Genomic DNA, 23,898 nt, shown 5'->3' on the forward strand with positions numbered 1-23,898 from the left:
TTAGTTGTATTTTCCTGTTGAATTTTCTAGAATAGTAGAGAATAAAATCGTATCGAAAAGAAGTCGTATCATGTGCAGAGAACGTTTCAGGAGGACAACGAAGTGAAAAAGATTCTACTATTCACGTTAGTAGCGCTATTGGCAACTTTTTTTATTGACAGGGTATACAGCGAACGCAACCAAGCGCAACTTCAGCAAACTGTAATTAATGAAATTAAAAAAACAAATCAAAGTAAAGAAGAAGCTTCCATCCTTGATTTTAATGAATTATGTGATTTTAGATGGGATAAAGTATATGTTTTTGGACCGGAAACGACTCGCAGTGAGGTAAATGAAAAGCTGGGCTTCACGTGGTCTGAAGCAAAAGCAAAAGGTATTGGAAAAGATAAAAAAGATAACTTTATTGTCTTTGTAGAAAATAATCAAGTAACGCAATATTTAAAAATACCGGCGTCATATGGAACTATTGTTCCTAAGACTTCTGTTGCAAATGAAAGCTAACGAATTTCTTCGTTAGCTTTTTTATGCTTTCTTTTTTAAGGATGAAGTTTTTTTCTCTGCTGTTGATTTTGTCGGATGTAAAGTAGAAGGATCTATGCTCACTTTTAACATTTCCATTAAATGTCGAATATCTCGTTCTTCGCTTCCGCTGCCTTTTGTAACTTCGCCTTGATTTATTTTTTGTTGAATGACGTTTTGTAAGGCGTCTCGGTAGTTGTTTTTGTAAATAGATGGATTAAAAGAAGTAGATAGCTTATCAATTAATTCCACCGTCACTTGTGTATCACTTTCATTAATGGAAGAAGTACTGGATAAGTTAGGCACATCTGTGACTGAACGAAGCTCTTCTTCAAAATGCATTGTGTGAAGAACAAGAGATCCGCCCATGGAACGAATAATTGCCATTTGCTGTTTGGAATATAAAAATACATCCGCAATACCGACTTTATTCGTTATTTCAAGTGCATTTAATAAAGTATAATAAGCTTTTAGGCTTGTTTCCCCAGGAGAAATATAGTAGGGCTTATCAAAAAACAGGGGATCAATGTCATCTAACGAAACAAAGTGTAACAATTCAACGGCTTTGTTTGCTGTAAAGGGCTCTTTGACACTGTCGATTTCCTGTTGTGAAAGTACAACAAACTGACCGGTCGCGGTTTCGTATCCTTTAACCAGTTCATCGGATTCTACTTCTCGTCCACACGTTTGGCAATGTTTTTCTTGATGAATAGGTGTATGGCAAACGGAGTGTAGCGTGCGCAGCTTTACATCTTTTTCTTCAATTGCTCCGTGCAGTTTAATAGGGATATCAATTAATCCAAAGCTGATTTTACCTTTCCAGGCAGTATGAAGCATAAACGTTCTCCTTTTCCTCTTTTTTAGTAGTGTGCCGTAAAATAAATTAGATATCCCATTGTTTTGAAAAGAAGAATATTCTTAAAAAACTATGTGCTAAATAAACAATTAAATAGTTCCAATAAAGCTGCAGAGACAACATCTGCAGCTTTATTGGAAATCAATAGGGACTATTTGCTGATTAGATTCATTTGTCTCATGTTTAGAAATCGTAATTTCAAGGATTTCGTTACTAAATGTAGCGGTAATTTTTTTATTCATCAATGGAAATGGAAAGTCGATTGTACGTTCAACGCTTTCTTCCATTTGTTCTCTTGCAAGCGTTCCTTGCTTTTCATCATGAAATTCTCTAATGCAGTATTTTTTGGCTGTCAGCTGTAAGTGGTCAGCTTTTATTTGAACGATAATATCCTTAGGGTGATACCCTAATAATTCAGCTTCGACAATAAATGATTGTTCTGTTTCAAATAAATCTATACGAACGGAATCATAATCTAAATAACTCATAAAGGGATTTGAAAGCATGACTTCTAACAACTCTTGAAAGCCTTTTACAAACATTTGGTCTGCTGGCAGACGCTTGTTTTTCATTTCTGCGTTCCTCCATTATTTAAACTGTTTCACTTTACTATCATATGCGCGTTTATGTACTTAGTGAACTCCTGCGCAAAGAATAAGCTTGAAGTACTAGCTGTCTTTTCTACGCATAAAAAAGCAAGCTCTATAGAGAGCTTGCCGCTGTTTTACATATCATGTCCGCTATTGTGTTTTTGGCGAGAATGCTTACGGTTTTTTACTTTATGAGATCCGCTTAGCGGTTCTGGCTGTCCAGAATTGCTTTTTGGCGCATTTCTTCTGATGTCTTTGCTGCTGTTTTTGTTCATAGTTAAAGCCTCCCTTTCATTTATTAGGGTAGGATAGTGACAGGAAATTTATCCGATGAAAAATTCCCCTTTCTAAAAATAGGTTTAACAAAAACAGGAAATGGGAACAGGAAAAAAGCGTCATATATAATGACGCCTTCTCGTTAGATTTCATGGAGTTAAACGATTTTGCTTTTCTAACTAGTGATTAGTATATCCAATAAGAGATTGTTTTATTGATTTTTTTTGCGTTTTTTATTATTTTGTTTCTGTTGTTCCGTTAATGGTTCATTTGAAAACTCTTCATTATAACCCGCTCCTTTTCCTTGAGCGCTAGCCGCGTTAGCTCCAGGAATGACGTGGTTTGACTTACGTTTAGCCATGTTGAATCACCTCCGTTTCTAGCATGCGTAAAAATCAATGAAATATGAATTATTAGAAAAATAAAAGGAGAATGGAAAAAGGTTATAAGTGAAACTTATGTTAATTAATAACATTCTTTTTATTTACTTATGTATAATATTATATTAAGATAGATGGTGAAGGGAATAGAGGATGGGGTAAGTAAATCCTTTATACATAGAATTTTAAGGGGGTAAAAGCAATGACTAAAAAAGACGTTTTCAACGCTCGTTCGTCATTCGATCTTAATGGCAGCACATATAATTATTACCGCTTACAAGCTTTAGAGGAAGCAGGTTTAGGTAATGTATCTAAGCTGCCGTATTCAATTAAAGTATTATTAGAATCTGTTCTTCGTCAGGTAGATGGCCGTGTTATTACAAAAGAACACGTCGAAAACCTTGCAAAATGGGGAACAAAAGATATTAAAGATATCGATGTTCCTTTCAAACCATCTCGTGTTATTCTTCAAGATTTCACTGGAGTTCCAGCGGTTGTAGACTTAGCGTCACTTCGTAAAGCAATGGCTGATTTAGGAGGAGATCCTGACAAAATCAATCCAGAAATTCCAGTAGACCTCGTTGTCGACCACTCCGTACAAGTTGATAAAGCAGGTACAGCTGACTCATTACGAATTAATATGGACCTCGAGTTTCAACGTAATACAGAGCGCTATAATTTCTTAAGCTGGGCTCAAAAATCATTTAATAACTATCGTGCAGTGCCACCAGCTACAGGTATCGTGCACCAAGTAAATTTAGAATATTTAGCAAACGTTGTTCATGCTGTTGAAGAAGATGGTGAATTTGTAGCTTTCCCTGATTCTCTAGTAGGTACTGACTCTCATACAACGATGATTAATGGTATCGGTGTTTTAGGATGGGGTGTTGGCGGTATTGAAGCGGAAGCAGGTATGCTTGGTCAACCTTCTTATTTCCCAGTTCCTGAAGTAATCGGTGTTAAACTTGTTGGTGAATTACCAAACGGCACTACAGCTACAGACTTAGCGTTAAAAGTTACGCAAGTGCTTCGTCAAAAAGGAGTAGTCGGAAAATTCGTGGAATTCTTCGGTCCTGGCGTAGCAGAACTTCCATTAGCTGACCGTGCAACAATCGCTAATATGGCTCCTGAATACGGTGCAACATGTGGATTCTTCCCAGTTGACGCAGAAGCATTAGCATATATGCGTTTAACAGGAAGAGATGAAAAAGACATTCAGGTTGTCGAACAATATACAAAAGCAAATGGTTTATTCTTCACACCAGAAAATGAAGATCCAATTTTCACTGACGTTGTTGAGATTAACCTTGCTGAGATTGAAGCAAATCTTTCTGGTCCAAAGCGTCCGCAAGATTTAATTCCACTTTCTCAAATGCAAACAGAATTCAAGAAGGCTTTAACAGCTCCTGTTAGCAACCAAAGCTTCGGACTTGATGCTAAAGACGTGGATAAAGAAATTACGTTTAAGCTTGGAGACGGTTCAGAAACAACAATGAAAACAGGTGCCATTGCCATTGCGGCTATCACAAGCTGTACGAACACATCAAATCCTTACGTATTAGTAGCAGCTGGTTTAGTTGCGAAAAAAGCGGTAGAAAAAGGATTGGATGTTCCAGCTTACGTGAAAACTTCTTTAGCACCAGGTTCAAAAGTAGTAACGGCTTACCTGCAAAATTCAGGGCTGCTTCCATACTTAGATAAAATCGGCTTTAACATCGTAGGTTATGGCTGTACGACTTGTATCGGTAACTCTGGTCCATTAGAAGCTGAAATTGAAGCAGCGATTGCAGATAGCGACTTGCTTGTAACGTCTGTTCTTTCAGGAAACCGTAACTTTGAAGGACGTATTCATCCATTAGTAAAAGGTAACTACCTTGCTTCTCCGCCGCTTGTTGTAGCATATGCACTGGCTGGAACAGTAGATGTAGATTTACAAAAAGATCCAATCGGCATTGATACAGACGGCAATGAAGTATTCTTTAGCGACATCTGGCCTTCTCAAGATGAAATTAAAGAAGTTGTTAGCCGTACCGTAACGCCTGAATTATTCCGTAACGAGTATGAGCGCGTATTCGATGATAACGAACGCTGGAATGAAATTAAAACAAGCGAAGATGCGCTTTATACGTGGGAGAATGATTCAACGTACATTCAAAACCCACCTTTCTTTGAAGGCTTATCAGAAGAACCAGGTGAAGTAGAACCGTTAAATGATCTTCGCGTAGTAGCGAAATTTGGTGACTCAGTGACAACGGATCACATTTCACCAGCGGGTTCAATTGCAAAAACATCACCTGCAGGTCTTTACCTTCAAGAAAACGGTGTAGAGCCAAAAGACTTTAACTCATATGGTTCTCGTCGTGGTAACCATGAAGTGATGATGCGCGGTACGTTTGCAAACATCCGTATTAAAAACCAAGTAGCTCCTGGTACAGAAGGCGGCTGGACAACGTACTGGCCAACAAATGACGTAATGAGCATTTATGATGCTTGTATGAAATACAAAGAGCAAGATACAGGTCTTGTTGTACTTGCAGGCAAAGATTACGGCATGGGAAGTTCTCGTGACTGGGCAGCAAAAGGAACAAATCTTTTAGGTATTAAAACAGTAATCGCTGAAAGCTTCGAGCGTATTCACCGTTCAAACCTAGTATTAATGGGTGTTTTACCTCTTCAATTTAAAGATGGTGAAAGCGCGGATACATTAGGTTTAACTGGAAAAGAAACAATTGCAGTAGCAGTTGATGAAACAGTAAAACCACGTGATTTTATAAAAGTAACAGCAACTGATGAAGCTGGAAATAAAAAAGAATTTGAAGTACTGGTTCGTTTCGATAGTGAAGTTGAAATTGATTACTATCGCCACGGTGGTATCCTTCAAATGGTGCTTCGTGATAAATTACAGTCTAAAACACATGCGTAAGTTATAAAGAAAAAGAGCGGTTCTCGTGAGCCGCTCTTTTTTTATGCAAACGCACCGTTTTCGACAAAAAGTGAGAGGGGAATATGCTATATTATAAAAGAAAATGCCCTATAAAAGGATTATTTTAGTAGATATTGCACATATCTATTAGTACATAGATTATCACTTTTTAGAAGAAATAAAGGAGCCGATCATATGGTTAAAAAAATAATTGCGGTCTTGCTTCTAGTAGGCTTTCTTAGCTACGCACTTTGGCAAGGGCTTTCTCCAAATGAAGCATCCGATAATTCTAACTTAAGCGAATACAAGGATTTAAATATCAAAAAAGGCGATAGTGCTCGTCAGGCTTCGGGTCAAGCTTATGGGTTGGAACCAAAAGATACAGCGCCTCCGTTTACACTGTCAGATACGAGCGGGAAATCTGTTCAATTATCGGACTTTAAAGGAAAAAAAGTCATTTTAAACTTTTGGGCAACATGGTGTCCGCCATGTCAAAAAGAAATGCCCGATATGCAAGCGTTTTACGAGAAATATGGAAACGATGTACAGCTGCTTGCGGTTAATTTAACTTCGTCGGAAGGCAGTAAACAGGCAGTATCTAAGTTTCTTAAAGAAAAACAGTTTACGTTTCGTGTATTAGTGGACGACCAAGATAATGTAGGAAGTAAAAAATATCGAGTCTCCACCATTCCGACATCTTACTTTATAGATGAAGAAGGGAAAATTGTTCAAAGAGTGAATGGTCCAATGACGCTTAAACAAATGGAAAACTTTGCTCAACAAGCAGCGAATTAACTTCGCTGCTTGTTTTATTAAACATGAAACTTATTTACTATATCATCGTATATATAGATAAGTCATTAAACATGTCAAACTTTCTTACAACTTTTCAAAAAAGTATGTTTACTTATCTGACAAATTGGTTACAATATAGATAGTTATATGATATCAGTTTCTTTAGATTTTTCAGATTTTTCATAAAAATTACATAAAGTAGGTGTTGTAATCATGAGAAAATTACGCAAACGTTCATTTGAAGAGTTAGTGCAAGAAAATAAAACGCAGCTGTTAAAAGATCAGTCAGAAATTGAACGCATTGAAATGGAAATTGAAAAGCGGTTAGAAGATCGTATGCTTGAAAGAGCTGAATAACTTTAAAGTAAGTTGGTTAGAGTAACGGTGAGGAGGGGATAAGCATGGGAAATCCTAAAAAACAAAGCAAACCTTTTGTTCCGAATCACATCGGCACTCAACCGAGAGAAGCTGGTGGAAATAACGGAAAACAAATGCAAGATAAATCCGGCAAGCATCCTCAAGTTATTCAAACCAAAGGTGAGTGAATAAAAAGTCGCTGAATTCAGCGACTTTTTATTATTTGAATTCTACCGTGAATAAATAAACGTAAGGATTGGTCGAAATAAGCTCTTTAACGACTTCTTCATCGTCGGTTGAAAGCGGAGCAACTCGTATGCCACTGCCATCGTCACCAAATAAAGCAGCAACTGGATATGTTTTATTCATTTTTACCGTTTGTTTTTTCTCTAATCCAATAAAGGAATAGCCGTTCATTTTTTTTGGCTTTTCCGCTTCTATTCCTAGGTTTGTATCGTTGCTGCCTACATTAAACATAATTTTGTGAGTATTATCATCGATTTTATATGTAATAGCAAACATGTCAAATTCTTTTGAAACAGTCAACCCTCCTGAAAATAAAAGTTCTTTTGCTTTTCCCTTTTCGTAATAAGTAGCTTTTACATAAGCTTCTTTTGCGTCACTAGGAGCTTTCACATCGTATGCAATGATATTGCTTTTGTAGTCCAGGTTTGTCACAGCTAACATTTTTTCTTCATGTCTTGAGTAATGATGAGGCTTCATAAAGGCACTTGCTGTCAATTTTGATGCCAATGAGGTTTGCGACATAAAAAATACGGCAAGCACTGCAATAAAGATGACGCTTAGTAATGTTATCATTCGTTTAGTCATAGAGATTCCCCCTTTGTATGTATATATTACCATATTATGTATGTTTTATATATACATTTTAACTTGATTATAATTATATTATGTAAACTAAAATCATTTTTTTCCACTTATAGAGATGAACAAATCCGGCATACTACAATTGTAACAAAGTTATTTTGAGGAGGAAGATACAATGGCATGGAATAAACCGAATCCAGACGATCGCAGTGATAACGTTGAAAAATTACAAACAATGGTGCAAAATACAATGAAAAACATTGAAGAAGCAGAAGAAGCTGCTGCATGCAGCAATGAAGAAGAGCGTCAGCGCATTCAGCAAAAAAATCACAATCGCGAAGTAAGTATCGAAGCAATGCGCAGCGAAATAAAAGATGAGTCAGAAGCTCGTCAAAATGGTTACGAAGGTACGATTTAATAAATAAAGCAACGACAATAAGCAGCTAAAAATAAACGGTTTTAGCTGCTTTCTTTCTATATTTTTTTAGTAAGTCAATACTAATACAAACTAGCGAAGAGGTTTATGTAGGTGAAAAAGCACGTGAAAAAGAAAGTAGTAAGGATTTTGATCAGTTTACTTGTCGTCTTGATTATTGTGGGCTCTTATCAAACACATAAGCCTTTGCCTAAAGGAGTTTCATACGAAAGTAAGCCCCACAAAGTAGAAGATGTATTTCTTTTATCAGACCTAACGTATCAAGACCAGCAGACATCTGTTTCTGAACAACATATTTTTCAAGCAGTTACGAATGCGATTGATGACGCAAAAGCTTTTATTATTATGGATATGTTTCTATTTAACGGCTACTATAACCAAGGCGAAACGTTTCCTCACCTTAGTGATACGCTTGCAAGTAAGCTGATTGAAAAGAAACGAAAACATCCTACTATCGAAATCGTCTTTATTACAGATGAAATCAATACAACCTACGGCTCACATGATTCAAAGTGGTTAGATTCACTGCGGCTAAACGGAATCAAAGTGGTGCAAACCAATTTATCTAAGCTCAGAGACTCCATTCCACTGTATTCTGCAGTGTGGAGAACTTTTATTCAGTGGTTTGGTGAAAAAGGAAACGGCTGGATAACAAATCCGTTTGGTACCAATGCGCCTAAAGCGACGGTCCGTGCTTATTTAAAGTTGTTAAATGTAAAAGCTAATCATAGAAAAGTAGTAGCAACAGATCAAAGCGTTATTATCTCCTCTGCCAATCCTCATGATGCAAGTTTTTATAATTCTAACATGGCCTTTGAAGTAAAAGGGAATATCATTGGAGATGTGGTGAAAAGTGAACAAGCGGTGTCAGATTTTTCTTACGGAGGAAAGTTACCTCGGTACAAGAAGAAAGAAAAAGAAAAGGGAGACCTCTATGTTCAGCTGTTAACAGAAAGCAAAATCTATAAGCACGTATTACATGATTTACGTCATGCTAAAAAAGGAGACGATGTATGGCTTGGCATGTTTTATCTTGGAGATCGAGACGTAATAAAGGCGCTTTTGAAAGCTTCCAAACAAGGCGCAAACGTACGATTAATTTTAGATCCTAATGAAAATGCGTTTGGAAGAAAAAAGTTCGGACTGCCTAACCGTCCAGTAGCAGCAGAACTTGTGAAAAAATCTAAAGGCAATATTAAAGTTCGCTGGTATCATACGGGAAAAGAGCAATATCATCCTAAAACTTTATTTATTCGGAACAAAAGAAAGGCAACGATTATTGCAGGAGCAGCAAATTTCACAAAACGAAATTTAGATGACTTGAATTTAGAAACGGATATTAAAGTATCAGGACCTTCTAACAAAAAGGTTATGACCGAACTAAACGCTTATTTTGACCGTTTATGGACAAATAACGACTACACATATACACTTCCTTATAAAAAGTATGAAAATAAGATGACGCGGCTGGAAACACTGATATATCGCATTCAAAATGTGCTTAGTCTTACAACATATTGAGTTACAACCAAACTAGTAGGAGTATATTCTCCTTATATGGTAAGATAAAACAGGAACAGTGCAAGAGGAGGTAGAATCATGCTAGTGTCGAAGAAAGAAATCGAAGTGCGCTATGCAGAAACCGATCAGATGGGCGTTGTGTATCATGCTAACTATTTAGTATGGATGGAAATAGGTCGAACGCAGTTTATTAGTGATTTAGGTTTTAGCTATGCACAAATGGAAAGAGACGGTGTGCTGTCGCCAGTTATTGATATACAGGCTTCATATAAAAAGCCGCTTCATTATGGCGAGACAGCTGTAGTACATACTTGGGTTGAGAACTATGACGGTCTACGCGTTGTGTACGGCTACGAAATTTTTAATTCAAATGAAGAACTTGCGTTAACAGGAGCATCGTCACACGTATGTGTGAAAAAAGAAAACTTTAAGCCTATTTCGATTCGCCGTAATTATCCGGAATGGCATAAAGCCTATGAAGATGCCAAAAAGCAAGGTTAAGCGCAAGAATAAAAAGCATCGATAAATCGATGCTTTTTTTCTTACGCTTCGTAATGAAAGTCAGGTTCTTTTGTTTCTTCATTATAATTTACGGTCAAATCATGACCGTCAAAGTACCAAAGGTCTTCATCTTCTACGAAGAATGTTAAACCGTCAACTTTTGTTTCAACGCCAACGTTTTTAGGAGAATCTGTGTTTACACCTAAAGAAAAACCTTTTTGAACGTTGCTGCATCCGCCGTAGCGAACAAAAAAGCGAATTGTTTCGTTTCCTTCTAGCATCATTTCATCTTTGTACCACGTAGCTGCTGCTTCTGTTACTGTTAATTTCATTAATTATGCTCCTTCCAATACTGCGGATACATTTATTATAGTAGAAAGGTAGATAAATTACCAATATATACGAATCCAGCTAGGAAGGAATGTGATAAAATAAAATAAAACGATTTAATATAGAGGTGAAGGCTTCATTTCTATATTAAATCGTTTCATTCTTTCATTTGAAATCATATTGTTTTCCAATGGTTTCCCAGCAGTGAACGCAGTAGCGGCTTCCTTCTAGCTGTGAATCCATTTTCTTATTTCGTTTGCAAATAGGGCATTTTTTCTTCACATCATTCACCTCCTTATTTTAGTATCAGTATAACTAATAAATAAGAAATGTATTCGCTTACAAAGTGGTTATAAAAAAAGAAATAAGAGGAAGCTCCTCTTATTTCTTTTTGCCTGACAAAAATGTGACTTTCGGTTCTGTTTTGTTGAGAATTCGGGTAATGTTTGCGCGGTGTCTGTAAATGACAAAGGCTACAATTAAACCAATAATCATAATAAGCATGTAGTCTTGCTTAAATAGCGTGTAGATAAAGGTTAATACCCCGGTAACCATTGATGACAGTGATACATACTTCGTTATGTATAAGCAGATAAAAAAACATAATAGTACGAAAACAAATAAAAGAGGTTCATAACATAAAATCACTCCGGCGGACGTGGCAACAGCTTTCCCGCCTTTAAATTTCGCGAAAACAGGAAAAATATGACCAATGACAGCAAATAAACCAATGAAGAGAATGTTTTGATTCGTATTAAATAAAAGCGGTAAAGAAGCTGCTAGGGTTCCTTTTAGAATGTCTCCCAGCGTAACGATAATTCCGGCTTTTACACCCAATGTACGAAAGGAGTTGGTCCCGCCTAAATTGCCGCTTCCATGCTCTCGTATATCGATGCCGTATCCTAGTTTTCCAACAACTAGTCCAAAAGGAATAGAGCCCAAGATATAGGCAAGAATAGGTAATAAATAATTCATGTTTGAAAGCTCCTTTATTTCTATATCGTTTCTATTTTACCATGAGATACTTAAAAAAACATAGCTAGTTTTGGGTGAGAGACAATTATTTTAAAAAAAGAAGACGTTTACAAAAATAGAGAAAACGGGTACTATATGCAGGAAATCAACTGTAAATCGCGAATGTTGTTCAGTACATATTATATAGCTAAGAGAGGTAATAGACATGTCCATTAAAATTCCTTCCCGCCAAGAGCTTGGTAAAATATTAAAAAAAAGCAAGCGCATTGCTGTAGTAGGTTTATCAGATAACCCTCATCGAACATCTTATATGGTTTCAGAAGCCATGCAGCAGCAAGGTTACGAGATTATTCCGGTGAACCCGACAATAAACTCAGCGCTTGGCGTAAAAGCCGTATCTTCATTAAAAGAAATTGAAGGACATATTGATATCGTTAATGTATTTCGCCGCTCTGAGCATTTGCTTGAAGTTGCAGAAGAGTTTTTAGAAGTAGACGCAGACGTATTTTGGGCACAATCTGGTTTAATTAATGAAGAAGCATATGACCTGCTCGCTAAAAAAGGGTATACTGTAGTTATGGATCGTTGTATAAAAGTTGAGCATGCTTTAACAAAGTAAGATCTATAAGCAGAACAACCAACCCATGCACACTGCTTGCATGGGTTTCACCATGCGTTGAAATAGTAAGAGCGTTTCCGCTACAATAGACGTTAGACAGCTAGCTTTATAATGCTTATAATCCATGAATAAACAAGATATTGCTTTTATAATACGGAAATTTGTGCTAAAATCTTGTAAGTACGCAAAAATAGAAACATACGTTCTGTTTGTGCGAACACTATAAAATTAAAAGATAGGATACATGATCATTTATTCTTAGACACGAAGCGCAAACGTTTGTGTTTCATACATAATGTAGTAATGTTCGTTGTGATGAAAGGGGTAGTATGAATGGCTCGGAAACAACAATTTAATTATAATGAAGACGCAATTCAAGTACTAGAAGGATTAGATGCCGTTCGTAAACGTCCTGGTATGTATATTGGAAGTACGGATACACGAGGTCTGCATCATTTAGTATATGAAATCGTCGACAACTCTGTCGATGAAGCTCTAGCAGGCTACGGAGAAGAAATTATTGTAACCATTCACAAAGATAATTCAATTTCTGTACAAGATAAAGGTCGAGGTATGCCAACGGGCATGCATAAACTAGGAAAACCAACGCCTGAAGTTATTTTAACCATCTTGCATGCAGGAGGTAAATTCGGACAGGGTGGATATAAAACAAGCGGAGGCTTACATGGAGTAGGTGCATCTGTTGTAAATGCGCTGTCTGAATGGTTGACGGTAACCATTCATAGAGATGGATTTATTTATGAACAGCGTTTTGAAAATGGAGGAAAGCCGGTTACGACGCTAGAAAAAATAGGGAAAACGAAAAAAACGGGAACAACGATTCATTTCAAACCGGATGCCACGATCTTTTCAACAACTGTGTATAATTATGATACGCTGTGTGAACGGCTCCGCGAATCGGCTTTCCTGTTAAAAGGATTCAAAATAGAGTTAATCGATAAAAGACATGATCGTCACGATATCTTTCATTATGAAACGGGTATTCAAGCCTTCGTTTCATATTTAAATGAAGAAAAAGATTCACTTCATCCAGTCGTCTTTTTTGAAGGGATTCATCATAATATTGAAGTTGAATTTGCCTTTCAATTTAATGATGGTTATTCTGAAACCATTTTATCATTCGTTAATAATGTTCGTACCAAGGATGGTGGAACGCATGAGTCCGGTGCAAAAAGCGCTATGACGCGTGCATTTAATGAATACGCCCGTAAAGTAAGCCTGCTAAAAGAAAAAGACAAAAACTTAGAAGGAACGGATATACGAGAAGGCTTGGGAGCCATCGTTTCCGTTAGAATACCTGAAGAGTTGCTTCAGTTTGAAGGACAAACAAAAGGAAAGTTAGGTACAAGTGAAGCTCGTTCGTCCGTAGATTCAGTTATTTCTGAAAAACTTGCCTATTTCTTAGAAGAAAACCCGGACGTAAGCTCTCTTCTTGTAAAAAAAGCAATCAAAGCTGCTCAAGCGCGTGAAGCAGCACGAAAGGCAAGAGAAGATGCAAGAAACGGGAAGAAACGAAAGCGTCAAGAAACCGTTCTAAGTGGAAAGTTAACGCCTGCGCAATCAAGAAATCCTCAGCGAAACGAACTGTACTTAGTCGAAGGGGATTCCGCCGGAGGTTCAGCAAAACAAGGAAGGGATCGCCGCTTTCAAGCTGTGCTGCCACTGCGAGGGAAGGTTATCAATACCGAAAAAGCCAAGCTTCAAGATATTTTTAAAAACGAAGAAATTAGTACGATCATCCACGCGATAGGCGGAGGAGTAGGAGCAGATTTCACCATCGATGATATTAACTACGATAAAATAGTCATCATGACCGATGCGGATACGGATGGCGCTCATATTCAAGTGCTTCTGCTAACGTTTTTCTACCGCTATATGAAACCGCTTGTGGAAGCAGGAAAAGTATTTATTGCTCTTCCACCGCTCTATAAAGTAAGTAAAGGGTCAGGTAAAAAAGAAGTGGTTGAATATTCATGGAGTGACGAAGAATTGCAAGGGGCTATCGATAAGGTAGGAAGAGGGTATATGATTCAACGCTATAAAGGTCTCGGTGAAATGAACGCAGATCAGCTGTGGGAAACAACAATGAACCCAGAGACGCGTACGCTGATTCGTGTTCGTATTGATGATGCCGCTCGCGCTGATCGTCGTGTGACCACTTTGATGGGCGATAAAGTAGAACCTCGCAGAAAATGGATTGAAAGCAACGTAGCGTTTGGATTAGAAGAAGATCCAAATATTTTAGATAATGAAAATGTATTAACGGTCGCAGAGGAGGACGTACAATGACACAAACAGAACGCTTTTTAGATTTACCTCTTGAGGATGTACTAGGCGACCGTTTTGGTCGATACAGTAAATATATTATTCAAGAGCGTGCACTGCCGGATGCAAGAGACGGGTTAAAACCCGTTCAGCGCCGTATTTTATATGCAATGCACGTAGATGGGAATACAGCAGAAAAAGGCTTTCGCAAGTCAGCCAAAACTGTAGGGAACGTAATTGGTAATTATCACCCTCATGGTGATTCATCTGTATATGATGCTATGGTTCGAATGAGTCAAAAATGGAAAGTTAGAAATGTATTAATCGAAATGCATGGAAACAACGGAAGTATTGATGGAGACCCCCCAGCAGCAATGCGTTATACAGAAGCTCGCCTTTCATCGATTGCTGCAGAACTTCTACGAGATATTGATAAACAAACGGTTGAGTTTGTGTCTAACTTCGATGATACAAGCAGCGAACCAACTGTGTTACCGGCTATGTTTCCTAATTTGCTAGTGAATGGATCCACGGGTATTTCAGCTGGTTACGCTACGGAACTTCCTCCTCATCATTTAGGTGAAGTAATTGACGCAACGATCATGCGAATTGATAAACCAACGTGTACAATTGAAGAGTTGATGACGGCTATTCAAGGTCCTGATTTTCCTACAGGAGGAATCATTCAAGGGGTAGACGGGATTAAGAAAGCCTACGAGACAGGTAAAGGGAAAATTATTATTCGCGGAAAAACGGAAGTGGAGTCTATTCGCGGCGGAAAACAGCAAATTGTCATTACGGAAATTCCGTTTGAAGTAAACAAAGCCAACCTTGTTAAGAAAATGGATGAGCTTCGTTTAGATAAAAAAGTGGAAGGCATTGCTGAAGTTCGCGATGAAACGGATCGTACCGGTCTGCGCATCGTAGTAGAATTAAAAAAAGATGCAAATGCTCAAGGAGTACTTCACTATCTTTATAAAAATACGGATCTGCAAGTACCTTATAATTTTAACATGGTTGCTATTGCTAAAAAGCGACCAAAGCTTATGAGTTTGGCTAACATTCTTGATGCTTATATTGATCATCAAAGAGAAGTGGTAACAAATCGTTCTAAATATGAACTGCAAAAAGCACGTGAACGTGAACATATTGTAGCGGGATTGATTAAGGCCCTGTCGATTTTAGATGAAGTTATTGCGACGATTAGAGCTTCTAAAGACAAGCGCGACGCTAAAAATAATTTAATTGCCAAATATGAATTTACAGAACCTCAAGCAGAGGCGATTGTATCGCTTCAATTATACCGTTTGACAAACACGGACATCACAGCTCTACAAGCGGAAGCCGAAGAGCTAGGTGCTAAAATTAACGAGTTAGAAGAAATCTTACATAGCGAGAAAAAACTTTTTAATGTAATCAAAAAAGAATTACGCCGTGTAAAAAAGCAATACAGTACAGAACGCCGCTCAAAAATTGAAGCGGAAATCGAAGAAATTAAGATTAATCTAGAAGTGATGGTTCCATCTGAAGAAGTGATAGTGACAGTCACAAAAGACGGATACGTAAAACGAACAAGCCTTCGTTCTTACGCCGCGTCTAACGGGCAAGACTTCGGTATGAAAGATACGGACCGAATTTTAGCGAAGTATGAAATTAATACAACCGAAACGCTACTCATCTTCACAAACAAAGGAAATTATTTATATATGCCAGTGCACGAACTTCCTGATATCAGGTGGAAAGACATGGGGCAGCATATCATGAACATTGTTCCAATTGATAAAGAAGAGCAAATTGTACGGGCGATACCGGTGAAAGAATTCAAAGAAAATCAGTATCTGCTTTTCTTTACGAAAAATGGTATGGTCAAAAAATCAGAATTACTTCAATATAAAGCACAGCGCTACTCCAAAGCTCTTGTCGCCGTTAATTTAAAAGGCGATGATGAAGTAATCGATGTATATCAAACGGATGGTAAAAAACAAGTGTTTATTGCCACTCGTTCTGGCTACGGACTGCGTTTCCGGGAAGAAGAAATCAATATTGTAGGAACTCGCGCTTCTGGTGTGAAAGGAATTAACTTAAAAGACGATGATTATGTTGTAAGCGGCGTTATCTTCGATGAAGATGAAGCTCTATCAACTGAATTATTTATCGCCACGCAGCGAGGAGCTGTGAAAAAGACAAAAATTACTGAGTTTGAAGAATCAGCACGAGCAAAACGAGGGCTAGTGATGGTCCGAGAACTAAAATCTAACCCGCATCAAATTGCAAAAGTAAAAGCAATTTCTAAAAAACATTACGTGATAGTGGAATCATCTAAAGGTCAAATCGAGCAGGTTGATCCGTCTACAATGCGAGCTAGCGACCGATACAGCAACGGTTCATTCGTATTGGACCAAAGTGAAGCTGGCAATTTAGTTGATGTGTGGCTGGAAGAAAAATAACAAAAAAAGTAGTAAAGTTTTTAACGCTTTACTACTTTTTTTGTCTAATATTTTTAAATTAAACTATGTTCTAAATAAACAATATAAAAGAATTTCCCTACTCCTTATTCCAAATAAACATTATACACCTCCTACACAAGCCTCTAAGAAACTTTTGAATGTTCCAATTATCCTGCACATATATATATAAGACCCACTAGGAGGTGTTATATATGAACTATTTTATTCACGTAACTCCTAAGACTAAACTTTTTGTTCGAGATATTGGAAAAGGGGAACCCGTTCTTTTCCTTCACGGGTGGCCTGTTAACGCTAAAATGTACGAATACCAATTTACAACGTTGCCGGCCCGAGGTATTCGATGTATCGCTCCTGATCTTCGGGGATTCGGAAAATCAGATGCACCTTTCACCGGCTATTCTTATAATCAATTAGCGGATGATATTCGCATGTTAGTAGAAAGACTTGAGCTTAAAAATTATACGCTCGTAGGCTTTTCTATGGGGGCAGCCATTGCTATTCGATATATGAGCAGACATTTAGGATATGGCGTGAAGAAGTTAATTTTATTAGGGGCAGCGGCTCCAAGCTTTATTCAAAAAACTGATTTTCCATATGGACTTCCTTCTGAAGAAGTAAATACAATTATTCAAAATACGTATAGAGATCGTCCTAATATGCTTGAAGAGTTTGGGAAAAAGTTTTTTAATCAGCCTACCAGCTCAGCCTTTAGAGGATGGTTTCAAGATTTAGGTTTAGAGGCATCCGGTCATGGAACGATTAAAACTGCAGTGTCTTTACGAGACGAAGACTTACGGGAAGATTTGAGTCAAATTTTTACTGAGACATATATATTACACGGAAAAAAAGATCAAATTTGTCCATTTGATCTTGCAAAAGTTATGAATCGTCATATTTCATTTTCTACACTTCTTCCATTTGAAAATAGTGGACACGGTCTTTTTTATGATGAACGTGAGAAAGTAAATGACACTCTTATTGAACTCATCGCTAAAAGCTCAGCCTATAAGTAAGGATATACATTTAAAACCGAATTGGCAGCCAAATAAAAAAAGTAAAAAACCTGCACCTAACGTAATAAAGCGAAGAAGCTCAGGCGTGATAAATTTTCTTGTGAAATGAATGCTGCTGGCAATATTTAAATTCCAAAGAAGGATGCCAAAGATAATAAAGAAACTGTGAAAAAAGACAGATAGCCACGTTTGACTTTGGAGGCTTTCGCTTAAGCTTGACCCAAATACACCAAACCAAAACACAATATTTAAAGGATTCATAAGAGCAATGAAGAAACCTGTAAAAAACGACTTATCTCTTTTAATAGAGGGTTTATTTACATCTATTGAAAAGGAACGAGAAACAGCTTGTTTCATACTTTGAAAGCCAACAAATGTGAGCATGACAAAACCAGTTGCATACAGGGTAACAGTAACAGCCTGCATCTGCACAAAAGGCGTTAACCCTATTAAAATGAGGAGCATAAATAAAATGTCGGCCGTCATGCCCCCTAAACCAACTAGCCAAGAAGCCCAAAATCCTTTTGTCAGCCCTTTTTTAATCATCTCTATATTAATTGGACCTACCGGTGCTGCGAGACTAATACCTAGAATTATTTGTTTTATAGCAATCAAAAACCACTCCACAAACACAGCCTCCTTTCTAACTTGTCCAATAGTAGCTTATATATATATAGATTAGAGTTTTATAATTTAGAAGCGGCATTTAGTTAAAAATGCTCATAAACTTTCTTTTCTTTAATACACATGTAACGTTGAGTTCCATAAGGAGGGTTTTAATGGCATCAAAAATGCTTTTTCGAGCCAATGAGATTTTAGAGTCAACGCATGTTCCGTTTTGGGGAAAAGATGCTTTTCAATATTTCCGAAGCGATATATTATCAGAAGAAAATCCATTTCCTTGTATATTAGGGGTAGAAGGCTTTAAAAAAGATTTACTGCGGTTTTCATTTGTGACTACTCCTTATAACTACCAAGATATTAGGAATGCAGCGTCGGCACTTAGAGAATACATAGATACGTTCAAGACCATAGGTCGCTATACATCCTTTGTGTTATTCTTTAAGCCTGAACATAAAGAACGATCAATGGAAGAGTACGAAACGATGTTTTGGGATACGCTGACGTTTCTTCATCAAATTGATCAAAAGAAATGGCCGCAAGACATTCCAAAAGATCCAAAAGATCCATTATGGGAATTTTGCTTTCACGGAGAACCTATTTTTGTCGTATGTAATACGCCTGCTCATTCTTTACGTAAAAGCCGTAAGAGCAGAGGATTTATGATTACATTTCAACCTCGGTGGGTGTTTGAAGGTATGACAGGAGATTCAAAAATAGGGCGGCACGTACAAAAGGTGGTCCGCGATCGGTTAAAAACATATGATGACGTATCAGCTCACCCTGAATTAGGATGGTATGGACAGCAGGAAAACCGAGAGTGGAAGCAATATTTTTTACACGATGATAACAACTATACTACTGGACAGTGTCCGTTTAAATTAAAAAGGAGTGAGCAGCATGGACGTAAAAAAAGCCTCTATTAAAAAAGGAGTTGGCGGAAAGTTTGAAGAAGTAATTAAAGAACTGCTTCCAGCGTATACTGGATATGTTGAAGTACAGCACGATATTGCTTTTCAAACGCACCCATCTCATACCCATCCAACTGATGAAATTCTTCATATACTTGAAGGATCTATTTACTTTACAGTTGAACATGATACGGTTCTATGTCAGGCAGGAGATCGAATACATTTACCGAAACAAACGGTTCATTCCTCAAAAGCCGGTCCTGATGGGTGCACATACGTTATTTCCATTTTAAAATAAAGACGAAAGAAGATGATGCTTATGCTACGTTCCCGGCCAGTGCTGCTGCTTATCGATGTACAAGAAGGGTTTTATTCACCACAGTGGGGGGAAAGAAACAATCTAGATGCAGAAAAACATATGCTGACGCTACTGCAAGCATGGAGGCGCCAAAATTATCCTGTCATTCACGTACAGCATGCATCAGAAAATCCAGATTCTCCTTTACACCCAAGTTCGAAGGGATTTCAGTTCAAAGAAGGGTTTGGTCCACAAGAAGACGAATACTTAATTCGCAAACACGTGAACAGCTGCTTCATTGGAACAGAGCTAGACAGTTATTTAAAAGCAAATGGCTATGATACGCTTATCTTAATAGGACTAACTACTAATCACTGCGTCTCTACGACTGCCCGCATGGCTGGAAATCTAGGGTACAGGACGTACGTTGTAAACGATGCAACAGCTTGCTTTGATGGTATGTCCTACGATGGAAAAACAAGGCTTCCTGCAGAAGATGTACATACATTCGCATTGTCTTCTTTGCATGAGGAGTTTGCAACGGTCGTTTCTACAAAAGAGACACTTCAAGTTCTTCAAACCTTTCAATATGCTCAAAATCATAACTGATGTGCATGCGCACATCGGTTTTTTATGTAGATTATGTTTCTTAAAAGAAGTAAAATAAAGATAATTCTATACTATAAGGAGTTTGTACATATGATCATTCGTTATGCTAAAGAAGAAGATTTACCTATGCTTGTTGAAATTTATAACCAGTCTGTTCAAGCAAGTGCTGCTACTTTTGATTTAACGCCTGTAACAGTAGAGCAAAGAAGGAGCTGGTTTGATAATCATATTAGCAATGAACTTTTTCCGCTTATTGTCGCAGAAAAAGATGGGGTAGTAGCGGGCTATGCTTCGCTTTCTTCTTATCGAGATAAAGAAGCGTACATTCAAACGGTAGAGCTATCGATTTATATTGATAAAAATCAACAGGGGTATGGCATTGGAAAACAGCTTATGAAGCGAATTTTGGAACTAGCTAAAGAACTCAACCATCACGTTGTCATTTCAGGGATTACAAAAGGGAATGATATCAGTATCAAAATGCATGAGCAATTTAATTTTACATTTTGCGGAGAATTTAAAGAAGTAGGCTGGAAATTCGATCAGTGGCAAGATGTGCTTTTTTATCAGCTTATTTTATAAGATGTATGACACCTTTACACATTGTAACGTTTTAGTTTCATGTGTAAAGGTTATTAAAATAATAAGTCGTTTTATTATTTTAATACGAAAGGTGTTAGCTATCATGAATACACGTTTTCAATATCAGCATCTAAGAGCTATTCCAAAGACATGGTCAAAAAAAGAACTGCATATCCAGCTGAATAGAATCAAACACAATTCTGAACTATCTACTATAGCAGCAGATCCGCTTTTTCATCTGTTAGAATGTACCCATTCGGGCCTTCAAACTAAACAAGAAATCATAGACTACATCCAAAGCATTCCTACTCATCAACTTCCATCTTTTGTAACCCATTTAAGCAGGTTAGTTCAGCGTATTTATTATATAGAAGCTGCTGATTACTGTAATCGTCCCCTCAAAGGTTATATGCTTGTTATGAAAAATCAGCCCGCCTATATATCTCTTCATTTTGCTGATCAGATCACATAAAAAAAGCTCTCTATTCTTTTGAATAGAGAGCTTTTTTTATTCGTATTTTTTCACTGTTACTTGGCATTCTTTTAACGGAATAAGTTTAGACTTTTTCGTCCATTTGTATCCTAACCAAACAATTAAGAATAAAGGAAGTCCGATATAAGAAACAAGTACACCGTACCAGTCAATCGAATCACCCATAAACGCCGAATAGTTTTGACCTAAAATGACAACAGCACATAAAATAAAGGCAAAGATAGGACCAAACGGGAAAAGTTTTGCATGATATGGAAGTTCACTCAAATCATGACCTTGGGCAACAAATGCTCTTCTAAAACGATAGTGGCTGATGGCAATTCCTAACCAAGCAATAAAACCAGACATACCAGAAGCGTTAAGTAACCACGTGTATACCGCACCGTCTCCAAAAAATGAAGCACCAAATGCAAGTGTACCGACAAGTGCCGTTGCGATTAAAGCATTCACTGGAACGCCTCGTTTATTCACTTTTGCTAAGAACCTTGGTGCTTTTCCATCTTTCGCTAAGTTCCACAGCATACGCGTAGAAGCATACATACCTGAGTTACCAGCAGATAAAACGGCTGTTAAAATAACGGCATTGATAGCTGATGCTGCAAACGCCAGACCTGCTCGTTCGAATATTAAAGTAAATGGACTTACTCGCACATCATCACTTGCTAATGAATCGGCTGTGTATGGAATAAGCATCCCGATAACAAAAATAGCTAAAATATAAAATAACAAGATGCGCCAGAAGACTTGTTTAACTGCGCGAGGAACCGTTTTTTCCGGATCTTCACTTTCTCCAGCTGCGACTCCAAGCAACTCTGTTCCTTGAAATGAAAAACCAGCAGCCATAAAAATACCTAAGACAGTAAAGAATCCACCGTGAATGGGTCCATCACCAAGCGTGAAGTTTTTAAACCCTGGTGCTTCATTGTTAAAGATACCAAAAATCATCATAATGCCAATAACTAAAAAGATGATAACCGTTACTACTTTAATTAACGAAAACCAAAATTCAGATTCACCAAATCCTCTTACAGAAAGGTAGTTAAGCCCAAACATAATTAATAAAAACAGGGCACTCCATAAAATAGAAGAAGAGTTTGGGAACCAAAATTTCATAATAAGGGCTCCAGCAGATAATTCAGCTGCAATCGTAATAGCCCAGTTATACCAATAGTTCCAGCCGAGAGCGAAACCAAAGGATGGATCTACAAACCGAGACGCATACGTACTAAATGAACCGGCTTCAGGCATATAAGCTGCGAGCTCCGCTAGGCTGGTCATCAAAAAGTAAACCATGACACCAATGATAGCGTAAGCTAAAAGCGCTCCCCCAGGTCCTGCTGTGTGAATTGCTCCACCACTTGCTAGGAATAAGCCGGTTCCGATGGCTCCTCCTAATGAAATCATCGTTAAGTGGCGAGATTTCAACCCACGTTTTAATTCTTGCTGCTCTTGCATAGATAAATACTCCTTTCGAATGTACGGAAAGAGACGGGATAACATAAAAAAAGCCCGCAGTATATGTGCGCGCTTTTAAATCTGAAAACCGCGTCAACCTTCCGTGAAGATAGCTCTTCACATCACTCGCATGATGTGACAGTTCTGTTCCTGTTCGGAGACAGCCCCAGCTTAAATCAACCGAGAAGTGATCTAAACTTCGGCAATTTTTCCTTTCAAGCAACATCCTCAATGTTCTCTGCATTTCCGTTGCTTTACTATTAAAAACTGCGACCTCTACCTCATCGATTAGGATGAGGGTTTTTTATATTCATTTGACATAAAAGAAGTATACCAAATACTAAAACGATTGTCATTATAAAAAATAGATTCAGAAAATAGAAACATCTTTGAAATCTCTCGAATCTATTTTGCTACATATGGTATAATGAATGTTGTCATAATACTACATAAATATCCGAACGTACCACAGGGGGAGCCGCCGTGCTGAGAGTGAACAAATTGTTCAGACCCTTCGAACCTGTTAGTTAACGCTAGCGTAGGAATGTGGGAATAGTAGCATATATTTGCTTACTCCTGTGTAAACCGTTTGATATGAATGATTCAAAAACAGGAGTGAGAAACGTGAATAAAGCATTACCTTTACAGGCTAAAATTGAAATAGCTATTTTTGCAGCATTAGCACTTCTACTTGATCTTTTGCCTTCCATTAAGATTGCAACGGCTGTGAGTATTTCGTTCTCCATGGTGCCCATTTTTATTATGTGCTTTCGCTGGGGAGTAAAAGGCGGGGCTCTATCTGGTCTATTATGGGGGCTGTTGCAGTTGGCAACAGGAACGGCTTATATTTTAACAGCGCTACAAACGTTTATTGAATATATTGTGGCTTTTGCTTTTATAGGTTTTGGAGGTATTTTTTCGCAATCTATTAAAACAAATTTAGCTAACAATAACAGATCAAAAGCTTTTGTTTTGATTGTTTTATCCCTTGTTATCGGCAGCTTCGCACGGTATTTCTGGCACTTTATTGCGGGCATTATTTTTTGGGGATCATATGCGCCAAAGGGTATGTCCGCTCTATGGTATTCTTTTTCAATGAACGGTATTTCAATGGTAGGGTCACTAATAGCCTGCTTAATCATTCTTTCACTATTAATTCCATCCGCATCAAGAATGATTGTAACTAAATCACACTCATCATAAGCAAAAAGACTAAATCTACCAAGATTTAGTCTTTTTTGTCATTTGTCACCTTT

Annotated in this window: 27 protein-coding genes and 2 riboswitches; of the genes, 18 read left to right on the forward strand and 9 right to left on the reverse strand. The window is 37.6% G+C overall.

The genetic code is table 11. The features are described from left to right. Positions 1-102: 102 nt before the first annotated feature. The gene (locus AC0KUU_RS07500; protein WP_013057259.1) at positions 103-501 is read left to right on the forward strand and encodes a hypothetical protein; all 399 of its coding nucleotides are present in this window, start codon (positions 103-105) and stop codon (positions 499-501) included. A gap of 21 nt (positions 502-522) precedes the next feature. Here the strand turns inward: AC0KUU_RS07500 and ku are convergent, their stop codons facing one another. The 4 genes from ku to sspO all read right to left on the reverse strand — a co-directional run bounded on the left by ku (position 523) and on the right by sspO (position 2,602). Continuing rightward, positions 523-1,356 (reverse strand): non-homologous end joining protein Ku, encoded by an 834-nt coding sequence (ku, locus tag AC0KUU_RS07505; protein WP_043982839.1) that lies wholly within the window; start codon positions 1,354-1,356, stop codon positions 523-525. 150 nt (positions 1,357-1,506) lie between these two features. Then, complete coding sequence (locus AC0KUU_RS07510) at positions 1,507-1,947, reverse strand: Hsp20/alpha crystallin family protein (RefSeq protein ID WP_043982838.1); 441 nt, start codon at positions 1,945-1,947, stop codon at positions 1,507-1,509. A gap of 152 nt (positions 1,948-2,099) precedes the next feature. After that, positions 2,100-2,240, reverse strand: coding sequence for a small acid-soluble spore protein P (locus AC0KUU_RS07515; RefSeq protein WP_013057256.1), 141 nt, complete (start codon positions 2,238-2,240; stop codon positions 2,100-2,102). A 212-nt stretch (positions 2,241-2,452) separates the two neighbouring features. Continuing rightward, a complete protein-coding gene (gene sspO / locus AC0KUU_RS07520) occupies positions 2,453-2,602 on the reverse strand; it encodes a small acid-soluble spore protein O (RefSeq protein WP_013083371.1) in 150 nt (49 codons plus the stop codon). 221 nt (positions 2,603-2,823) lie between these two features. Here sspO and acnA point away from each other — a divergent pair, with 221 nt between their 5' ends. The 4 genes from acnA (at position 2,824) to AC0KUU_RS07540 (ending at position 6,884) form a co-directional block, all read left to right on the forward strand. Continuing rightward, positions 2,824-5,544 (forward strand): aconitate hydratase AcnA, encoded by a 2,721-nt coding sequence (gene acnA / locus AC0KUU_RS07525; protein ID WP_043982835.1) that lies wholly within the window; start codon positions 2,824-2,826, stop codon positions 5,542-5,544. A 195-nt stretch (positions 5,545-5,739) separates the two neighbouring features. Continuing rightward, on the forward strand, positions 5,740-6,339 hold the full coding sequence (locus AC0KUU_RS07530) for a TlpA family protein disulfide reductase (RefSeq protein WP_043982833.1): 600 nt from the start codon (positions 5,740-5,742) through the stop codon (positions 6,337-6,339). 213 nt (positions 6,340-6,552) lie between these two features. Continuing rightward, complete coding sequence (locus AC0KUU_RS07535) at positions 6,553-6,696, forward strand: FbpB family small basic protein (protein WP_013057252.1); 144 nt, start codon at positions 6,553-6,555, stop codon at positions 6,694-6,696. A gap of 44 nt (positions 6,697-6,740) precedes the next feature. Next, positions 6,741-6,884: an acid-soluble spore protein N gene (locus tag AC0KUU_RS07540; RefSeq protein WP_043982832.1), complete on the forward strand. Its 144-nt coding sequence runs from the start codon at positions 6,741-6,743 to the stop codon at positions 6,882-6,884. Positions 6,885-6,915: 31 nt separating this feature from the next. Here AC0KUU_RS07540 and AC0KUU_RS07545 read toward each other — a convergent pair whose 3' ends face one another. After that, complete coding sequence (locus AC0KUU_RS07545) at positions 6,916-7,527, reverse strand: hypothetical protein (RefSeq protein ID WP_322552089.1); 612 nt, start codon at positions 7,525-7,527, stop codon at positions 6,916-6,918. A 172-nt stretch (positions 7,528-7,699) separates the two neighbouring features. Here AC0KUU_RS07545 and tlp point away from each other — a divergent pair, with 172 nt between their 5' ends. The 3 genes from tlp to AC0KUU_RS07560 all read left to right on the forward strand — a co-directional run bounded on the left by tlp (position 7,700) and on the right by AC0KUU_RS07560 (position 9,982). After that, positions 7,700-7,942: a small acid-soluble spore protein Tlp gene (gene tlp / locus AC0KUU_RS07550; RefSeq protein WP_013083367.1), complete on the forward strand. Its 243-nt coding sequence runs from the start codon at positions 7,700-7,702 to the stop codon at positions 7,940-7,942. A 111-nt stretch (positions 7,943-8,053) separates the two neighbouring features. Next, on the forward strand, positions 8,054-9,481 hold the full coding sequence (locus tag AC0KUU_RS07555; RefSeq protein WP_043982830.1) for a phospholipase D family protein: 1,428 nt from the start codon (positions 8,054-8,056) through the stop codon (positions 9,479-9,481). Positions 9,482-9,559: 78 nt separating this feature from the next. Further along, positions 9,560-9,982, forward strand: a complete 423-nt coding sequence (locus AC0KUU_RS07560) for an acyl-CoA thioesterase (RefSeq protein WP_237074961.1) — start codon at positions 9,560-9,562, stop codon at positions 9,980-9,982. A 41-nt stretch (positions 9,983-10,023) separates the two neighbouring features. Here AC0KUU_RS07560 and AC0KUU_RS07565 read toward each other — a convergent pair whose 3' ends face one another. Both AC0KUU_RS07565 and plsY read right to left on the reverse strand, forming a co-directional pair. Beyond that, entirely contained in the window at positions 10,024-10,314 is a 291-nt protein-coding gene (locus AC0KUU_RS07565; protein ID WP_013057245.1) for a HesB/YadR/YfhF family protein, read from the reverse strand. A 379-nt stretch (positions 10,315-10,693) separates the two neighbouring features. Beyond that, the gene (gene plsY, locus AC0KUU_RS07570; RefSeq protein ID WP_043982828.1) at positions 10,694-11,287 is read right to left on the reverse strand and encodes a glycerol-3-phosphate 1-O-acyltransferase PlsY; all 594 of its coding nucleotides are present in this window, start codon (positions 11,285-11,287) and stop codon (positions 10,694-10,696) included. 205 nt (positions 11,288-11,492) lie between these two features. Between plsY and AC0KUU_RS07575 the strand changes: the two genes are divergently transcribed. The 4 genes from AC0KUU_RS07575 (at position 11,493) to AC0KUU_RS07590 (ending at position 17,673) form a co-directional block, all read left to right on the forward strand. Further along, on the forward strand, positions 11,493-11,906 hold the full coding sequence (locus AC0KUU_RS07575) for a CoA-binding protein (RefSeq protein WP_013057242.1): 414 nt from the start codon (positions 11,493-11,495) through the stop codon (positions 11,904-11,906). A 333-nt stretch (positions 11,907-12,239) separates the two neighbouring features. Continuing rightward, complete coding sequence (gene parE, locus AC0KUU_RS07580) at positions 12,240-14,216, forward strand: DNA topoisomerase IV subunit B (protein ID WP_043982827.1); 1,977 nt, start codon at positions 12,240-12,242, stop codon at positions 14,214-14,216. Beyond that, positions 14,213-16,639, forward strand: a complete 2,427-nt coding sequence (parC, locus tag AC0KUU_RS07585) for a DNA topoisomerase IV subunit A (RefSeq protein ID WP_322552088.1) — start codon at positions 14,213-14,215, stop codon at positions 16,637-16,639. Before parE ends, parC begins: the two co-directional genes overlap by 4 nt. A 212-nt stretch (positions 16,640-16,851) precedes the next feature. After that, on the forward strand, positions 16,852-17,673 hold the full coding sequence (locus tag AC0KUU_RS07590; RefSeq protein ID WP_043982823.1) for an alpha/beta fold hydrolase: 822 nt from the start codon (positions 16,852-16,854) through the stop codon (positions 17,671-17,673). Here the strand turns inward: AC0KUU_RS07590 and AC0KUU_RS07595 are convergent. Continuing rightward, positions 17,659-18,300 (reverse strand): LysE family transporter, encoded by a 642-nt coding sequence (locus tag AC0KUU_RS07595; protein ID WP_043982821.1) that lies wholly within the window; start codon positions 18,298-18,300, stop codon positions 17,659-17,661. The genes AC0KUU_RS07590 and AC0KUU_RS07595 overlap by 15 nt on opposite strands. Positions 18,301-18,452: 152 nt before the next feature. On the opposite strand from AC0KUU_RS07595, the gene AC0KUU_RS07600 reads away from it, so the two are divergent. From AC0KUU_RS07600 to AC0KUU_RS07620, 5 genes are all read left to right on the forward strand, one after another. Further along, a complete protein-coding gene (locus AC0KUU_RS07600) occupies positions 18,453-19,220 on the forward strand; it encodes a YqcI/YcgG family protein (RefSeq protein ID WP_098249603.1) in 768 nt (255 codons plus the stop codon). After that, positions 19,195-19,503: a cupin domain-containing protein gene (locus tag AC0KUU_RS07605; protein ID WP_034651653.1), complete on the forward strand. Its 309-nt coding sequence runs from the start codon at positions 19,195-19,197 to the stop codon at positions 19,501-19,503. The genes AC0KUU_RS07600 and AC0KUU_RS07605 overlap by 26 nt, the downstream gene beginning before the upstream one ends. Positions 19,504-19,524: 21 nt before the next feature. Further along, positions 19,525-20,112 carry a cysteine hydrolase family protein gene (locus tag AC0KUU_RS07610; protein WP_043982818.1) on the forward strand — a complete coding sequence of 196 codons (588 nt, stop codon included), beginning with the start codon at positions 19,525-19,527 and terminating at the stop codon, positions 20,110-20,112. A 90-nt stretch (positions 20,113-20,202) separates the two neighbouring features. Then, the gene (locus AC0KUU_RS07615) at positions 20,203-20,694 is read left to right on the forward strand and encodes a GNAT family N-acetyltransferase (RefSeq protein WP_136789211.1); all 492 of its coding nucleotides are present in this window, start codon (positions 20,203-20,205) and stop codon (positions 20,692-20,694) included. A 103-nt stretch (positions 20,695-20,797) separates the two neighbouring features. Further along, positions 20,798-21,166: a hypothetical protein gene (locus AC0KUU_RS07620; RefSeq protein ID WP_043982815.1), complete on the forward strand. Its 369-nt coding sequence runs from the start codon at positions 20,798-20,800 to the stop codon at positions 21,164-21,166. Between the two features lie 36 nt (positions 21,167-21,202). On the opposite strand, the gene AC0KUU_RS07625 is transcribed toward AC0KUU_RS07620, so the two are convergent. Further along, positions 21,203-22,642, reverse strand: coding sequence for an amino acid permease (locus AC0KUU_RS07625; protein WP_043982813.1), 1,440 nt, complete (start codon positions 22,640-22,642; stop codon positions 21,203-21,205). Between the two features lie 102 nt (positions 22,643-22,744). Continuing rightward, positions 22,745-22,929, reverse strand: a riboswitch (Lysine riboswitch). Positions 22,930-23,103: 174 nt separating this feature from the next. Then, positions 23,104-23,204, forward strand: a riboswitch (TPP riboswitch). Between the two features lie 32 nt (positions 23,205-23,236). Here AC0KUU_RS07625 and thiT point away from each other — a divergent pair. Further along, positions 23,237-23,845, forward strand: a complete 609-nt coding sequence (gene thiT, locus AC0KUU_RS07630) for an energy-coupled thiamine transporter ThiT (RefSeq protein WP_043983115.1) — start codon at positions 23,237-23,239, stop codon at positions 23,843-23,845. Positions 23,846-23,898 lie beyond the last annotated feature (53 nt).

It is taken from the genome of Priestia sp. ST2, from assembly GCF_055810735.1.

What these genes read in the sequence shown, in the direction of transcription:
- ku (WP_043982839.1), bottom strand. Translation starts at nt 1,356, where the DNA reads ATGCTTCATACTGCCTGGAAAGGTAAAATCAGCTTTGGATTAATTGAT.
- AC0KUU_RS07510 (WP_043982838.1), bottom strand. Translation starts at nt 1,947, where the DNA reads ATGAAAAACAAGCGTCTGCCAGCAGACCAAATGTTTGTAAAAGGCTTT.
- AC0KUU_RS07515 (WP_013057256.1), bottom strand. Translation starts at nt 2,240, where the DNA reads ATGAACAAAAACAGCAGCAAAGACATCAGAAGAAATGCGCCAAAAAGC.
- sspO (WP_013083371.1), bottom strand. Translation starts at nt 2,602, where the DNA reads ATGGCTAAACGTAAGTCAAACCACGTCATTCCTGGAGCTAACGCGGCT.
- acnA (WP_043982835.1), top strand. Translation starts at nt 2,824, where the DNA reads ATGACTAAAAAAGACGTTTTCAACGCTCGTTCGTCATTCGATCTTAAT.
- AC0KUU_RS07530 (WP_043982833.1), top strand. Translation starts at nt 5,740, where the DNA reads ATGGTTAAAAAAATAATTGCGGTCTTGCTTCTAGTAGGCTTTCTTAGC.
- AC0KUU_RS07535 (WP_013057252.1), top strand. Translation starts at nt 6,553, where the DNA reads ATGAGAAAATTACGCAAACGTTCATTTGAAGAGTTAGTGCAAGAAAAT.
- AC0KUU_RS07540 (WP_043982832.1), top strand. Translation starts at nt 6,741, where the DNA reads ATGGGAAATCCTAAAAAACAAAGCAAACCTTTTGTTCCGAATCACATC.
- AC0KUU_RS07545 (WP_322552089.1), bottom strand. Translation starts at nt 7,527, where the DNA reads ATGACTAAACGAATGATAACATTACTAAGCGTCATCTTTATTGCAGTG.
- tlp (WP_013083367.1), top strand. Translation starts at nt 7,700, where the DNA reads ATGGCATGGAATAAACCGAATCCAGACGATCGCAGTGATAACGTTGAA.
- AC0KUU_RS07560 (WP_237074961.1), top strand. Translation starts at nt 9,560, where the DNA reads ATGCTAGTGTCGAAGAAAGAAATCGAAGTGCGCTATGCAGAAACCGAT.
- AC0KUU_RS07565 (WP_013057245.1), bottom strand. Translation starts at nt 10,314, where the DNA reads ATGAAATTAACAGTAACAGAAGCAGCAGCTACGTGGTACAAAGATGAA.
- plsY (WP_043982828.1), bottom strand. Translation starts at nt 11,287, where the DNA reads ATGAATTATTTATTACCTATTCTTGCCTATATCTTGGGCTCTATTCCT.
- AC0KUU_RS07575 (WP_013057242.1), top strand. Translation starts at nt 11,493, where the DNA reads ATGTCCATTAAAATTCCTTCCCGCCAAGAGCTTGGTAAAATATTAAAA.
- parE (WP_043982827.1), top strand. Translation starts at nt 12,240, where the DNA reads ATGGCTCGGAAACAACAATTTAATTATAATGAAGACGCAATTCAAGTA.
- parC (WP_322552088.1), top strand. Translation starts at nt 14,213, where the DNA reads ATGACACAAACAGAACGCTTTTTAGATTTACCTCTTGAGGATGTACTA.
- AC0KUU_RS07590 (WP_043982823.1), top strand. Translation starts at nt 16,852, where the DNA reads ATGAACTATTTTATTCACGTAACTCCTAAGACTAAACTTTTTGTTCGA.
- AC0KUU_RS07600 (WP_098249603.1), top strand. Translation starts at nt 18,453, where the DNA reads ATGGCATCAAAAATGCTTTTTCGAGCCAATGAGATTTTAGAGTCAACG.
- AC0KUU_RS07605 (WP_034651653.1), top strand. Translation starts at nt 19,195, where the DNA reads ATGGACGTAAAAAAAGCCTCTATTAAAAAAGGAGTTGGCGGAAAGTTT.
- AC0KUU_RS07610 (WP_043982818.1), top strand. Translation starts at nt 19,525, where the DNA reads ATGCTACGTTCCCGGCCAGTGCTGCTGCTTATCGATGTACAAGAAGGG.
- AC0KUU_RS07615 (WP_136789211.1), top strand. Translation starts at nt 20,203, where the DNA reads ATGATCATTCGTTATGCTAAAGAAGAAGATTTACCTATGCTTGTTGAA.
- AC0KUU_RS07620 (WP_043982815.1), top strand. Translation starts at nt 20,798, where the DNA reads ATGAATACACGTTTTCAATATCAGCATCTAAGAGCTATTCCAAAGACA.
- AC0KUU_RS07625 (WP_043982813.1), bottom strand. Translation starts at nt 22,642, where the DNA reads ATGCAAGAGCAGCAAGAATTAAAACGTGGGTTGAAATCTCGCCACTTA.
- thiT (WP_043983115.1), top strand. Translation starts at nt 23,237, where the DNA reads ATGAATGATTCAAAAACAGGAGTGAGAAACGTGAATAAAGCATTACCT.